General features: G+C 33.5%; 16 protein-coding genes and 1 pseudogene. 5 read left to right on the forward strand and 12 right to left on the reverse strand.

The annotated features are described in order from the left end of the window. Nucleotides 1-72: 72 nt before the first annotated feature. From NST64_RS00885 to NST64_RS00915, 7 genes are read right to left on the reverse strand one after another with little or no spacing between them, the layout of a single operon-like run. Nucleotides 73-927: an urease accessory protein UreD gene (locus tag NST64_RS00885; RefSeq protein WP_049418080.1), complete on the reverse strand. Its 855-nt coding sequence runs from the start codon at nt 925-927 to the stop codon at nt 73-75. Beyond that, complete coding sequence (gene ureG / locus NST64_RS00890) at nt 927-1,541, reverse strand: urease accessory protein UreG (protein WP_002449460.1); 615 nt, start codon at nt 1,539-1,541, stop codon at nt 927-929. The genes NST64_RS00885 and ureG overlap by 1 nt, the downstream gene beginning before the upstream one ends. A 12-nt stretch (nt 1,542-1,553) precedes the next feature. Next, on the reverse strand, nt 1,554-2,243 hold the full coding sequence (locus NST64_RS00895) for an urease accessory protein UreF (RefSeq protein ID WP_049418078.1): 690 nt from the start codon (nt 2,241-2,243) through the stop codon (nt 1,554-1,556). Beyond that, nucleotides 2,236-2,688, reverse strand: a complete 453-nt coding sequence (ureE, locus tag NST64_RS00900) for an urease accessory protein UreE (protein ID WP_002449547.1) — start codon at nt 2,686-2,688, stop codon at nt 2,236-2,238. Before ureE ends, NST64_RS00895 begins: the two co-directional genes overlap by 8 nt. An 11-nt stretch (nt 2,689-2,699) precedes the next feature. Continuing rightward, nucleotides 2,700-4,415, reverse strand: coding sequence for an urease subunit alpha (ureC, locus tag NST64_RS00905; RefSeq protein WP_002449517.1), 1,716 nt, complete (start codon nt 4,413-4,415; stop codon nt 2,700-2,702). Further along, entirely contained in the window at nt 4,415-4,822 is a 408-nt protein-coding gene (locus tag NST64_RS00910; RefSeq protein ID WP_017175515.1) for an urease subunit beta, read from the reverse strand. The genes ureC and NST64_RS00910 overlap by 1 nt, the downstream gene beginning before the upstream one ends. A gap of 13 nt (nt 4,823-4,835) precedes the next feature. Further along, the gene (locus NST64_RS00915; RefSeq protein ID WP_002449337.1) at nt 4,836-5,138 is read right to left on the reverse strand and encodes an urease subunit gamma; all 303 of its coding nucleotides are present in this window, start codon (nt 5,136-5,138) and stop codon (nt 4,836-4,838) included. 200 nt (nt 5,139-5,338) lie between these two features. Between NST64_RS00915 and yut the strand changes: the two genes are divergently transcribed. From yut to pbp4, 4 genes are all read left to right on the forward strand, one after another. Beyond that, the gene (yut, locus tag NST64_RS00920; protein ID WP_002449220.1) at nt 5,339-6,241 is read left to right on the forward strand and encodes an urea transporter; all 903 of its coding nucleotides are present in this window, start codon (nt 5,339-5,341) and stop codon (nt 6,239-6,241) included. Nucleotides 6,242-6,358: 117 nt separating this feature from the next. Further along, a complete protein-coding gene (locus NST64_RS00925) occupies nt 6,359-7,237 on the forward strand; it encodes a ribokinase (protein ID WP_049418076.1) in 879 nt (292 codons plus the stop codon). 139 nt (nt 7,238-7,376) lie between these two features. Then, a complete protein-coding gene (locus NST64_RS00930) occupies nt 7,377-8,516 on the forward strand; it encodes a polysaccharide deacetylase family protein (RefSeq protein ID WP_049418074.1) in 1,140 nt (379 codons plus the stop codon). A gap of 165 nt (nt 8,517-8,681) precedes the next feature. Then, complete coding sequence (gene pbp4 / locus NST64_RS00935) at nt 8,682-9,833, forward strand: penicillin-binding protein PBP4 (protein ID WP_048683240.1); 1,152 nt, start codon at nt 8,682-8,684, stop codon at nt 9,831-9,833. Nucleotides 9,834-9,927: 94 nt separating this feature from the next. On the opposite strand, the gene NST64_RS00940 is transcribed toward pbp4, so the two are convergent. Beyond that, nucleotides 9,928-10,512: a TetR/AcrR family transcriptional regulator gene (locus NST64_RS00940; protein ID WP_002449257.1), complete on the reverse strand. Its 585-nt coding sequence runs from the start codon at nt 10,510-10,512 to the stop codon at nt 9,928-9,930. Between the two features lie 192 nt (nt 10,513-10,704). Here NST64_RS00940 and NST64_RS00945 point away from each other — a divergent pair, with 192 nt between their 5' ends. Then, nucleotides 10,705-12,480, forward strand: a complete 1,776-nt coding sequence (locus NST64_RS00945; protein ID WP_049418071.1) for an oleate hydratase — start codon at nt 10,705-10,707, stop codon at nt 12,478-12,480. 60 nt (nt 12,481-12,540) lie between these two features. Here NST64_RS00945 and NST64_RS00950 read toward each other — a convergent pair. The 4 genes and pseudogenes from NST64_RS00950 to NST64_RS00965 all read right to left on the reverse strand — a co-directional run. Continuing rightward, a pseudogene (locus NST64_RS00950) lies at nt 12,541-12,810 on the reverse strand (ATP-binding cassette domain-containing protein); the annotation flags it as partial. A gap of 90 nt (nt 12,811-12,900) precedes the next feature. Then, nucleotides 12,901-13,686, reverse strand: coding sequence for an arylamine N-acetyltransferase (locus tag NST64_RS00955; RefSeq protein WP_049418068.1), 786 nt, complete (start codon nt 13,684-13,686; stop codon nt 12,901-12,903). Nucleotides 13,687-13,766: 80 nt separating this feature from the next. Continuing rightward, the gene (locus tag NST64_RS00960; protein WP_049418066.1) at nt 13,767-14,402 is read right to left on the reverse strand and encodes an ABC-2 transporter permease; all 636 of its coding nucleotides are present in this window, start codon (nt 14,400-14,402) and stop codon (nt 13,767-13,769) included. Next, nucleotides 14,402-15,247: an ABC transporter ATP-binding protein gene (locus NST64_RS00965; RefSeq protein WP_049418064.1), complete on the reverse strand. Its 846-nt coding sequence runs from the start codon at nt 15,245-15,247 to the stop codon at nt 14,402-14,404. The genes NST64_RS00960 and NST64_RS00965 overlap by 1 nt, the downstream gene beginning before the upstream one ends.

Genomic DNA, 15,247 nt, shown 5'->3' on the forward strand with positions numbered 1-15,247 from the left:
ATAAGTGTAAAAGAATAACACCTTATATCGAGTCTTTATACTCAAGATATAAGGTGTATTTTAATTAATTTATTAATATTTTCTTAAAAAGTCGAGTTGGCGATGATACAATTTATCTGCAATATAAGCTTGGACGCGTGTAAGCACTTCTTCAATTTCTTGTGTCAGATTAGATAATACACGTACTGTAAAACCATGTGTAGGTAATTGTGTAATACCAATACGGCAATCGTATTGTTTTGTATAATCTTTAATTTCATCATACACATCTTCAATGAATTTTTGCGTTATATCAGGGTGTATACAATAAGCCGAACCAAGATGGGTATAATTTTCCATATAGCCAACCGAACTCATTTTTGTTTCACTTGGATGCATGCGTAAATTATCATAAGTGATAAGCGCATCGTCTACATAGATTTCATTAATTAAATGCATGTAGTCGTAAGTGAATGGTGTGTCTTTTTCAGAATAGCCTGGGGTTAAAATATCGGTATAGAACATGGATGCACATTTATCTAAATTAAAAATGTTATGTTGGAAAAACTTTGCTCTTTCATAAGCAATAATAGGGTCTCCTACATATTCCATATAACCATCTTTTGCTATATTGAATGTTTGATATTGTTTCACGCAATCGTTTAACGTCTTATAAATTTTAGTTGCACCTTGAGAGGTCAAAGTGACTTTAGCCTCTTCTTCGACATTAATATTCATACGATAACGATCGCCATCTAAATAACCACCGCCAACATTGACGATATAAAATGTTGGAATCTTAGAGAAATTTAAATAAACTGGACGAATAACCTTTAACGCTTTTTCGAAAAAGATATTACGGGCAACAGAACGCTCACCATTATTAAAAACAGTGAGATCCAATTGTCCAGTCCAAGAAGGTTTCGAATCGAATTGATGTTGTACCATTAAGCTAATCCTTTAAGTAATGCATCACGTTCAATCCATTCAATGACATTATCTAAACCATCGTCGGTTTTTAAATTTGTAAATGTGAAGGGACGATTGCCACGAAATGTTTTAGTATCTTCTGCCATTTGGTCAAGTGATGCGCCAACAAATTCTGCTAAATCTGTTTTATTAATGATAAAGTAATCAGATTTAATCATACCTTGTCCACCTTTACGTGGAATTTTTTCACCTTGAGCTACATCGATGATATAAATAGAGAAATCTACTAATTCAGGACTGAAAGTAGCAGCTAAGTTATCGCCACCTGATTCGATGAAAATAAGTTCAATATCCTCATGACGATCTAATAATTCATCGATTGCAGCAAAGTTCATTGATGCATCTTCACGAATTGCTGTATGTGGACAGCCACCCGTTTCCACACCGATAATTCTATCTTCTGGTAAAACACCAGTATTCACTAAGATTTTTTGGTCTTCTTTTGTGTAAATATCGTTTGTAATCACGCCAATACTCATATCTTTTGATAGACGACGTACAAGTTTTTCAATTAATTGTGTTTTACCTGCACCTACAGGACCGCCTACACCAATTTTAATTGGATTTGCCATGTATATTACCTCCTATGAAATAAAGATTCTCACGTTTACGTTTTCATGCTCCATTTGATTAAGCTCTAAACCAGGAGCTGTTAAACCAAAGTCTTCTTCGTTTAATGTGAGAATATGTTGTCGTGTACGCTCGATATATGGAATCATCTCCGTCACAACTTGTTGTCCTATTGTTTGACCTAAGGGAATTGCACGTACTGCATTTTGCGTTAAACTGGAAACGTTTTGATATAGATAGTAATCAATAATCGTTTCAATATTGACGTCTAAATAATGTCCTAGCATTGTAAAACAAATAGCTGGATGCAGTTTTGCACGTTTATCTTTCATCTGTTGATGGTACCATTTAATCCATGGACTATCATAAAGTTCCATGGCCAGTTTTACCATACGTGTACCCATTTGTTTTGCACCTATGCGTGTTTCTCTTGGTAAACTTTGGACATAAATTAATTGATCAAGTTGTAATACTTTTTCTGTATCACCATTATTTAAAGCGTTATAAACTAAACGCATTGCAAGTCCATCTGAATACGTTAATTGTTCATTTAAAAAGAGTTCTAACCATTCTTTAAATGAATTTGCATCGTGAACAGCTTGACGTTGAATATATGTTTCTAGTCCAAATGAATGACTAAATGCGCCAGTAGGGAATTGTGAATCACAGAACTGAAATAGTCGTAAATGTGAATGATCAATCATGTGAATGACCTATATGTCTGAAGGCTTTATTCACTTTTCGATCTTCATGGCTATAGGGAATACCTAGCGTTTTTAATAAATCTTCTACTAGGTAGTCATATTGTACAAGCATTTCAGTTTCTGTGAATTGCGCAGGTAAATGACGATTACCTAATTGATGCGCAATATCTCCCATTTCTTGTATGTTACGTGGCTTAATGACAAGTAAATCTTCCGAGTTTACATCTACTACAATCATATTGTTGTCATCTTGATATAAAATATCGCCATATTGTAAATCGATAGGTTGTTTTAAACGAATACCGATTTCATTACCGTGATCTGTTGTGACACGTTGAATACGTTTAACTAGATCAGAGTTTTCAAGATATACTTTTTCTACATGCTTTTGTTTTTCCTCTGCAGAAAGGTTAGCGATATTGCCTTGAATGTCTTCTACTATCATCTGAGTACCTCCTAGAATAAGAAGTATCTTTGTGCTAATGGTAATTCAGTTGCTGGTTCACTTGTGATTTTTTCACCATCTACAAATACTTCATATGTTTGTGGATCAACATCTAATTTAGGTGTTGCATCGTTATTTTTCATATCTTTTTTAGTAAGATTACGGATACCATGGACTGGTCGAACCATACGTTCTAAGTTTAGTTGGTTATAAATACCGTTTTCGTATGCTGTTTTAGAAACGAATGTAATCGCAGTGTGTTGTTTATTTGCACCATATTGACCATACATTTTACGATATTTCATAGGCTCTGATGTCGGAATAGAAGCATTTGCATCACCATTTACTGCTGAGTTAATCAATCCACCTTTAACAACAAGTTCAGGTTTTACACCGAAGAAAGCTGGATTCCATAGAACTAAGTCAGCTAATTTACCTTTTTCGATTGATCCAACATAGTCAGAAATACCATGTGTAATCGCAGGATTGATTGTGTATTTTGCGATATAACGTTTAATACGATTGTTATCGTTATAGTCAGTATCACCTTCTAAAGCACCACGTTGTTCTTTCATACGATGAGCTACTTGCCATGTACGTGTAATGACTTCACCCACACGTCCCATCGCTTGAGAGTCAGAACTTACCATGCTAAACACACCCATATCTTGTAATACGTCTTCAGCTGCAATTGTTTCTTTACGAATACGTGAGTCTGCGAAAGCAATATCTTCAGGGATAGATGCATTTAAATGGTGTGTAATCATAACCATATCTAAGTGTTCGTCTACAGTATTGTGTGTATAAGGTAAGGTTGGATTTGTAGATGACGGTAAAATATTAGGATATGAGGCAGATTTAATTAAATCTGGCGCATGTCCACCACCAGCACCTTCTGTATGGTACATGTGTAAAACACGGTCTTTTACAGCGGCCATTGTATCTTCCATGAACCCAGCTTCATTTAATGTATCAGCATGTAATGCAATTTGTACATCAAATTCATCTGCTACATCCAATGCATGACTTAACGCTGAAGGAGTTGCACCCCAGTCTTCATGTACTTTTAAACCGATCACACCAGCATGAATTTGTTCAATTAATGCAGTGTGGTTTACAGCTTGCCCTTTACCAGTGAAACCAACATTAATTGGTAAATCTTCAGCAGCTTCTAACATACGATGAATATACCATGGTCCAGGTGTAACGGTTGTAGCTTTAGCACCTTCTGATGCACCCGTACCACCACCGATATGTGTTGTCACACCACTTTCAAGCGCAACTTCTGCTTGTTCGGGGTTAATAAAGTGAACGTGTGTATCGATACCACCAGCTGTTACGATTTTACCTTCAGCAGAGATAATATCAGTTGTTGAACCAATAATAATATCTACGTTATCCATGATATCAGGGTTACCTGCTTTACCAATTGCAAAGATATAACCATTTTTAACACCGATATCTGCTTTAACAATTTTGTCATAATCTATAATTAATGCATTTGTTAATACTAAGTCAGCCACTTTGCGGTCATCACGTGTCACGTTAGGGTTTTGAGCCATGCCATCACGAATAGATTTACCGCCACCAAACGTTGCTTCTTCACCGTAATTTGCATAATCTTTTTCAACAGTTGCAAATAAGTTAGTGTCACCTAGTCGTACTGCATCGCCAACAGTTGGACCATATAAACTTGTATACTGAGATTGAGTCATTTTAAAGCTCATTACTGTTTACCTCCCATTTTGTTCACATTTTTTTCGCCATTATCACCTTTTGGCGCAGCATATTCATCATTTTCACCAGTTGGACGATAAACGCGATCTTCGTCAATTTCACCGTTAACTAAACCTCTGAAACCATAAATTTTACGGTTACCAGCATATTCAACGAGTTGAACTTTTTTCTCATCACCAGGTTCAAAACGAACAGCAGCACCAGCAGGAATATCTAAGTGTTTGCCATATGCTTTTTCCCGATCAAATTTTAAACCTTCATTGGCTTCAAAGAAATGAAAATGTGAACCAACTTGAATTGGACGATCTCCAGTATTTTTAACATTGATCACTGTTTCAAAATGACCTTGATTAATTTCAACTTCTGTATTTTTTATTTTAATTTCACCAGGTTTCATTTAAAAATCCTCCTTACACGATTGGATGATGAATAGTGATTAATTTAGTTCCATCTGGGAATGTTGCTTCAATTTCAATATCAGTCAACATGCTATCGACGCCTTCCATGACATCATCTTTATTTAAAATTTGTTTACCGTAACTCATTAAATCAGCTACAGTTTTACCATCACGTGCACCTTCTAGTAATTCATCACTAATAAGTGCTAATGCTTCTGGATAATTTAATTTTAAGCCACGTGCTTTGCGTCGACGCGCTACTTCAGCAGCTACGACAATCATTAATTTATCTTGTTCCCGTTGAGTAAAATGCACTGTTATTCCTTCTTTCTTTTAAAAATAAGTACTGCAACATTAATCATAAAACTGTAGAATATTTTTTACAAGTAGTTTATCTTTTAACTTTATTTAAAATTACTTTTTAAATTAAATTTCTATATATTTTTAATGTTACAAAAGTGTTTAAAAGGTATAATAATTAGAAAGGGAATGAATAAAATAATAAAGGTGAGCTTATGAAATATGTAGAGATTTTCTTAAAAAATATTGCTCAAGTCATATTTATGAATAATAAATGGTCAGGGCTGTGTATTCTGATAGGATTATTTATTGCAAATTGGAAGATTGGATTAGGAGCAACAGTGGGAAGTCTCATTGCACTTATTCTAGCGCCGCACTTTAATTATAGTGAGGATGAAGTCCATGATGGATTAGCTGGATACAATTCAGTATTAACAGCAATCGGGTTAGCGTTATTCTTAGAAGCATCTTTAGTGAATTGGATTGTACTTATTGTAGCGACCACTCTTACTTTACCAGTTGGAGCTGCAATCCGAGAAATTTTAAAACCATATGGTCTACCCATGTTAACTTTTCCATTTGTCTTTATGACTTGGTTAATTTTAGCAATGGGCATGCAATTTTCAAAAATGCATATCACAATAGATATTTTGCCTACTAAAATTAAACATCCAGACATCAGTCATTCACATGTGAATTTTATTAGCGGTATCATTACAAACTTTAGTGAAATTTTCTTAGTGACATCAATCATTGGTAGTCTGTTAATTATTATTGGTATTTTTATTGGTTCAGTAAAAGGCGGGATCTATGCAGTAGTATCAAGTATTTTAGCAGTGATATGTATCACATTACTAGGTGGAGACTATCCCACTATTACTGATGGATTGTACGGCTATAACTCAATATTAACGGGTATTGCGTTGGGTGCGACGTTTAAAACAAAATTCAATCCGATTCTTGCAGTGATTACTGGTTTATTATTAACAGTAGTGATGCATGGTGCATTAGCTACAACATTAGCCCCAATTGGTCTTCCTATTTTCACCGCTCCATTTATTTTTGCAACGTGGCTTGTGATGTTTGCAGGTAAAGAGCAACATGAAGTTAAAAGTTAGAACATATTAATGAGTGTGAGGCCGTATTTCTTTTTGAATATGTTGTCTCACTCTTTTTATATTATTTATGCTAATTTAGATATGATATAGATGAGAAAGAAGAAGGAGAGGGTTAATATGAAACGTATTTATGTTGTGGGAAGTATGTCGATGGATTTGGTTGTGTCGACTGACCAAGTGCCAAGTAAAGGTGAAACAGTATTAGGAAATACATTTTTCACTACACCAGGCGGTAAAGGCGCGAATCAAGCAGTGGCAGCAGCAAGATTAGGTGACCATGTTCACATGGTAGGGTGTATTGGCGATGATACGTTAGGTAAACAAATTCTTGAAAATCTAAAGCATAATCATGTAAATGTTGAATATGTAAAAAAAGTAAAAGGACCTTCAGGTACCGCACACATTACACTAGCTGATAATGACAATAGTATTATTGTTGTACCTTCAGCAAATCATAAAGTCACAGTCTCTTTGGTAGACTCAGCTTTATCAAAAGCAAATAAAGGAGATATTGTGTTACTTCAACAAGAGATTCCAGCTGATGTTGTTGCTCACACTGTTCATTATTGCTATGAACATGAACTTACTTCTATTTTAAATCCAGCTCCATATAGAGACATTTCAGATGATATATTGGAACAAGTAACATATTTAACACCAAATGAAACTGAAAGTGAAAATATGTTTGAAGGAGACATTGATCAAGCGTTAGAACGTTATCCTGATAAATTGATTGTGACACAAGGTGCATTAGGTGCTGTATTTTACGATGGTTTAGAACAAATTGAAATTCAAGGAATTGAACGAGAAGTAAAAGATACCACAGGCGCTGGAGATACATTTAATGGTGCACTTGCAGTCGGATTACAAAAAGACGATTCACTTGCTAAAGCTATTGCATTTGCTAATGTCGCCGCTAGTCATTCAGTTACAGCACTTGGCGCACAAGGTGGTATGCCCACAATAAATGATATAGCTCAAGATTTAGATATGTAGGTTTTGTATATAAACGTGTTAAGTCTATTTTAAAATAAGCGTATTCAAAAGTTGAAACACATCTATTATAAATAATATAAAATTATTATATAATGTTGGAAGGTATTATAATATTTCTATAACTTAAAGGAGTAACTATATGACTAAGACATATTTACTTAGCACGCTTATTGTTTTAATATCTATAGTTTTATGTGCATGTCAATTTTCAACATTGTCATCATCAAAGAAAGACACTAAAAAGGATAAAGAAAATATCGCAAATATATATGCGAAAAAAAGTACTCAGAATAAAAAAGATTGGCAAGTGTATCAAGGTGATATTGCACATGTATTTTATCATCCAGTGATTACTGAACCTAAAGTAGCTTTTACACAAGAGAAGAATCAAGCTAAGGGTAATTTTGATTGGATGATTACAGCTGATGAGTTTAAGCGTTCATTAAATGAACTCTATAAACACCATTACATATTAATAGATCCACATGAGGCTTATGATTTAAAAAGAAAGACAGTTACTAGAAAAGAATTAAAATTACCTAAAGGTAAGAAACCATTAATTTTATCCATTGATGATATGAATTATTATGAGTACATGAGAGGTCATGGATATGCAGATCGTTTAGTGTTAGATCAGAAACAACATGTCGTTTCTGAAACTAAAGATAAAAATGGTAAGGTAACAACAAGTGAAACAAATGATATTGTACCTATATTGAATCAATTCGTGAAAGACCATCCTGACTTTTCACTCAATGGTCAAAAAGGCGTCGTTGCGCTAACAGGATACAATGGCGTGTTAGGTTATCGAACAAATGAGTTAAATAATAAAGATTATCTAAAACGTAAAAGAGATGCTAAAAAAGTTGTCAAAGCAATGAAAAGAGATGGTTGGACATTTGCAAGTCATTCATGGGGACATATCGATTTTGCAAATAGTTCATATAATCAAATTATTCGTGATACGAAACGTTGGAAAAACGAAGTAGAGCCCATTATAGGCAAAACAGATGTATTTATCTATCCACACGGTGCTCAAGATAGAGGGTCTAAAGCATATCAATATCTTGTTCATGATGAAGGATTTAAATTTTTAGCAGGTGTAGGACCAAATAATTTTACAGATATCGGCAATGATAGTGTCTATCAAGATCGTGTTGCGATTGATGGATTAAATTTATATGATTTTAAGTATAAATTAAAACCATTTTTAGATCCGAGTAAGGTGTATAGTGAGAAAGATCGTCAATATTTTAAAGGAGATAAATCCTATCAATAGTATGCTATAAACAAAAGAGTTGGACAAAATTCATAAGACCATTTGTTCAACTCTTCTTTATTTTATAATTAAAGAATATATATTAGATACTTAGTTGTAATTCGCCTATAAAGTTGTTATAAAATATATTATACAATATTATAAAAATAAAAAGTAGGTAATATAATGTTTTTGAAAGTAACACAAAGTATTGGAATACTTAGTTTATTTACATTATTAGGAACTTCAATCTCTCATGCAGCAGAAACACCCGTTGATATTACAAATAAAGAAGGTAATGTCGCAGTAAGTTCAAATTATGAACCTGATGGTGTAACGCTTACGACACAACAAGGCCAAATATTATATAATTTCCAAGGAAATAAAGAAGCGGATCCTGCTTCTTTGTCTAAAATGATGACCCTCTATTTAACATTAGAAGCAGTTCATCAAGGAAAACTTAAGTTAGACGATAAAGTTAAAATCACGAGCGCGTATGATCAATTATCTAAAAAGCCAAATTTAACATCTGTCCCTTTAAATCAAGGTCAAATATATACTATTAAAGATTTATTAACACAGGCAGCCTTACCTTCAAGCAATTCAGCCGCAATGATTTTAGGAGAACAAGTGAGCGGCAATACGTCAACGTTCACAGACAAAATGAATGCACAAGCTAAGGCTTTTCATATGAAACATACACATTTTGTGAATCCAGCAGGTGCTGCTAATGATTTACTTGGACAACAAGCACCAAAGAAATATAGAAAAGATATTTATCCTAAAAGTACGTCAGAAGATATTGCGATATTATCTCATCACTTAATCGCCAAACATCCGAAAATTTTAAACATAACGCAACTTAGTCAAGATACTCAAAAAGGTTATACTTTTAACAATACTAATTTATCAATTAAACATGAGCCCCTTTACTTAAAAGGTACAGATGGATTGAAAACGGGTACGAGTGATAAAGGATATAATATTGCTTTAACTAACCAACAGAATCACCTTCGACTCAATGAAGTGGTTATGAATGTGGCACCGTATATGGATAATAATGCTAAATACAATCGTAATCGAATAGGGAATGCGATTTTTAAACATTATCGCAAAGAATATGAATACAAAAAAGTATTATCTAAAGGAGAACATAAGATTGGCGGTAAGACATATAAAGTAGATAAAAATTTATATGATACCGTTCCTAAAGATAATAAAAAATGGGATATACGAATCAATAAAGATGGAAAAGCCTATGTGCACTATAAACGTGATTTTTTACCAGAAACGACGTATCCACGAGTAAATGCTAAAAAAGTATGGAAATGGTTCTAAATAAAAGCGGGATACACTTTACCGTACTATTAAATGTGAGATGAATATCAAACAATTTAATAAATCATTACGATATTTGTTTCCCGCTCTCGTTTTATTTTAATAACTTTAAATGAACTTCTCTCGCTCCACAAATCATGGTAACGATATCTGAAGACACGTCATCAATGGATTGTTGACCATACTGAATCCAGTTTAGAATAACGCTTAAAATGCCTCCAGCTAGAAATTCTCCATAAATGAACTCATCTATGTAAAATTGTCCAATTTGTTTATCAAATTCAATTTGTCGTTTAACCACTGCATAAATTTGATTATATAAAATTTGATAAACTTCACTATAAATATTGATAGAAATGACACTTTTTACCATTGCTTTGTTATCACTAATGAAAAGTAAAATATCTTTCATAAATTTATTGAAAAATTGTCTCGGATCTTTTGGATCAATTTCAGGCAAATGTAACGTTCGAAAATATTCAATTAATGTACCAACAATATGATTAAGTAAATCATACTTATCATTGAAATGACGGTAAAATGTAGAACGACGTACATTTGCTTTTTCGCATAAATCTTGAATCGTGATATTGTCAAAAGATTTTGTTTCAAGCAAATCTGAGAATGTAGTAATGAGTGCTTTTTTTGTTCGTTGTACACGTAAATCTTGATTATTCATGTTGTTCACCTCTCATTTAGGACATTTTATCAAAAATGTCACTTAAGTTACATTTTCACTTAACTGACTCACAATAATATTTTATAAAATAACTATAATATAAGCGAAGGGTAGATTAATTTCTAAAGCATTTACTTATAGTTTACTACTTTTCATAGATAACTAAAAAATATAAATTGGGAAGTGAATCATATGTACTATAGTAATGGAAATTATGAAGCATTTGCACGTCCGAAGAAACCTGAACATGTAGAACAAAAGTCTGCTTATTTAATCGGCTCTGGATTGGCTTCTTTAGCTGCTGCATGTTTCTTGATTAGAGATGGGCAAATGGATGGGTCAAACATCCACATTTTAGAAGAATTACCTAAATCTGGTGGAAGTTTGGATGGAACTGAACTTCCAATGAAAGGCTATGTCATGCGTGGTGGCAGAGAAATGGAGAACCATTTCGAGTGTTTATGGGATTTATTTCGCTCCATCCCATCACTTGAAATTGAAGATGCTTCAGTTTTAGATGAGTTTTATTGGTTAAATAAAGAAGATCCAAACTACTCACGATGTCGTGTTATTGAAGAAAGGGGTCAACGCTTGCCTACAGACGGAGACTTTACTTTAACGAAACAAGCAATGAAAGACATACTTCAATTATGTTTGATGAAAGAAGAAGATTTAAATGATGTAACAATTTCAGATGTCTTGTCAGAGGATTTCATGAATTCGAACTTTTGGATTTATTGGAAAACGATGTTCGCATTTGAACCTTGGCATTCTGCGATGGAAATGCGTCGTTATTTAATGAGATTTGTGCATCACATTGGAGGATTAGCTGATTTTAGTGCTTTAAAATTTACTAAATATAATCAATACGAATCACTCGTACGCCCTATGGTTGCATACTTAACGTCCCATGGTGTGCAATTTGAATATAATGTCCAAGTGCTTGACGTTAAAGTAGATGTTACTACCAAAGACAAAGTTGCTAAAACAATTGAACTAAAACGAAATGGTAATAAAGAAACGATTCAGCTCACACCCGATAATCTCGTATTTATTACTAATGGTAGTATCACAGAAAGTTCAACATATGGTGATAATGACACACCCGCACCTCCTACAAAAGATATTGGCGGAAGTTGGAACTTATGGCGTAACTTAGCCAAACAAAGCCCTGAGTTTGGTAACCCTGAAAAGTTTTATAAAGATTTACCAGATAAAAGTTGGTTCGTCTCAGCAACGGTAACGACAAATAACAAGACGGTCATTGAAGCTATCGAACGTTTATGTAAACGGGATCCATTAGCTGGAAAAACAGTTACAGGTGGGATTATCACAGTGAACGATTCTAAATGGCAAATGAGTTTTACTGTGAATCGTCAACAACAATTCAAACAACAACCTAAAGATGAAGTGAGTGTATGGGTATACGCTTTATATTCAGATGAGAAGGGCGATTATATCCATAAACCGATTGTTGAATGTAGTGGTCATGAAATATGTCAAGAATGGTTATATCATATGGGATTACCTATTGATCAAATAGAATGCCTCGCAACACAACATTGTAATACGATTCCTGTATATATGCCTTATATTTGTTCATATTTCATGCCAAGAGCGATTGGCGATCGACCACTTGTTGTCCCTCAGCACTCTCGTAACTTAGCCTTCATTGGTAACTTCGCAGAGACAGAAAGAGATACAGTGTTTACTACAGAATATTCTGTAAGAACAGCGATGGAAGCAGTTTATCAATTACTGGACATAGATAGAGGTGTTCCAGAAGTCATGGCGACAGAATTTGATATTCGTGTCTTATTAGATGCGATGTATGAACTTAATGATCGTAAAGACTTGAAAACATTAGCCGAGCAAAATAAAATACAACAAGTTGCATTACACACGTTCTTGAAAAAAATAAAAGGTACGTTTGTAGAAGAACTCTTGACGCAACATAAATTATTATAATAGTGTGTAGGTAAATGTTAACCCCCGCGTGTTTGAGAGCATGCGGGGGTTAAATCATTATTATTCAATATATCGTCTTAAATGTTTTGCTGTAACAGAGTTGTTAATATCTAGGAGTCCTTTAGGTTCTCCAGCATACAATAATTGTCCTCCATGTTTACCAGCAAATGGTCCAATGTCAATAAACCCATCTGCTTCTGTCATCATTGTTAAATTATGTTCGATTAAAATGACAGTATTCCCTTCATCAATCAAATGATTAAAGTAGTCAACGAGAATAGGTAAATCGTCTTCATGAAGTTTTGTTGTAGGTTCATCAAAGATAAATATTTTTTAAGTTATTTTGTGTTGCTCAATAATTTCGATATCGGACATGGTTTTTACCTCATTGCTATTATTACGCGACAGTAGTAAATGTATTCACTTTTCTAAAGGAAGAATAGTAACGTCAAGATTAAAATAGGTTTTTAAAAAATCTTTATAATTTTCATGTGTGACAGCGAATTGCTCTTTTTTATATCTTTTAGTAAGGGTAAGGTGATGATAAGACATCGTAGCTCGACCAAAATTTTGTGGTTTTGTAATCATGAGTTGCTTTACAAATATAGATTCAGGATGTGAGGTATTGTAGTTAATCATTTCATCAAAATCATGAATATCATGAGAAATAAACTCTGCTTTGTAACGTGTTACCCACGTTGTTTCTTCCAGTTTTTGAAGAAGATACGTCGTAGGGGTTTCAAAAATGGCACGAAATTGACCTGTCTTTTCAAACACAATTTGTGTCGCTTCAATTGAAGTTATTGGGAGTGCTTGTAATGGTAAATCGCCAAATCCCACATCAGCAATATAGTAACCATTATTAATAAGCACAACTAGTGATAAATGAGAGCCTTTAGGGCTGTAGTTGCCATTAGGCTGATGAACGGTTGCTGACATTCGAAACACTTTAAAACCTTTAGCTTCTAAGTAGCTACCGAAGAAGTGATTCATTTCATAGCAAAACCCACCACGATGTTGATATATAAATTTATTAAATAAATAATCTAAATCAACTGAAATCTTTTCTTTATTTTGAACACTAATATTTTCAAAAGGAACGGTTAGCATAAAGCGTTCCATATAATAGTTAAGTGCATCTAAAGTAGGTTGAGGATAACGTTGAGACTCAATATTTAAATAATCTTCAATTGCTTTAATATCCATAGTTTCTCCTCCTTAATCAATATGTATCCAAAATATAAAATAGAGCAAACGTGTGTTCTTCAATGAACACACGTTGATGATTATAGTTCTTGTTTCTTAAAAATAGATAGTGATGAAAAATAAGAAATGACAAAAATAATAACACCAAGCAATGCATAACTACCAGTTGCTACTAAAACGAGGGGGTTTGAAGCGATTTTACTCATTGAACCTGCTTTTATGAGTATTGGCATAACTGCAAAGAACCACATGGATAAAAATAACGCAACAGCAACAACTGCTGTAGTAAGCATAATGACATTTGAATTCTCAGGACCAAATTTAAATGTGAGTGGAAACATTAATGCATACGTACAAGCCATCCCAATACCTATAAATGCTGAAAATAATGTAACCATAATATCTTGAGTCACGATAAGACAAATGATGGCGCCAATCATTAAACCAAGTAAAATGAGTAAACCATAAAAAGCAAAGTATGCTTTTACATAAGTATGTCTATGTGTAGGAAGGGTAGATACATAGTACATCCATTTAGAATCTTTTTCACGTTTTAAGTTATCTGATACGGGAGATAATAACATGACCATTAGCATGAAACAACACATCATTGGACTAAAAAACGCAAACACAATACTTAATACGATACCAATAATTAAATAGGTTATGAGCGGTTTTTTAGAAGCATAAAAACTACTAAGTATAAGTCCTTTCATTATTTGTCACCTCGCATAATTAATTTTGTAGCATCATCAATATTTTGAAGCGGGCGTGCTTGTTCAAAGTGTTGACGTTGCTTGACTAACGTTTGACGTTGACCATGACGTATTCGTGAAGCAATGATTACCTCTTGAGGTAAGTCTAAAGGGGATGTTTCATCTGTTTCGATAATGCCATAATCAGTTAGTAATATATGTTTGTCTTCTTGTAAAAGAATATGACCATCGCGCATAAAAATAAGTTTTGTAGCAAGTTGTTCCATATCCTCAGAAATATGAGATGAAAGTAAAATACCATGTCCTTTTGATACATAATCTTCGAGAATTTCTAACACTTCTTCTCGTCCTGAAACATCCATACCAGCTGTTGCTTCATCTAAGATTAATAATTTAGTATCATGCGAAAGGGCGATGGCTAATGCTGCTTTCATGCGCATCCCTCTAGAAAAAGTAGAAATTTGATTATTTTTAGGTAGTTCAAATGTTTGAATAAGATTGAAAAATTGATCACTATTCCAATGTTTAAAAATATTTAAAAATACTTTATCGATCTCTGTTATTGTCAATTTATTCGGTACACGTAAATCATCAAAAACTACACCTACGTGCTCTTTATAATTTTTATCTTTTTCGGAAATAATTTGATTAAAAAAAGAAATCTCTCCTGAATCTTTAAATCGATTACCCACTAATGTGTTAATAAGTGTGGATTTACCTGACCCATTTTTACCAATTAAGCCAATGACCTCTCCTGGATTTAAAGTGAATGAAATATCATTTAATTCGAAATTTGAATTCTTATACGATTTATTAAGTTGCTGTACTTGAAGTAAATGTGTCAT

The sequence above is a fragment of the Staphylococcus sp. FSL W8-1268 genome, from assembly GCF_038003965.1.
GTDB lineage: Bacteria > Bacillota > Bacilli > Staphylococcales > Staphylococcaceae > Staphylococcus > Staphylococcus hominis.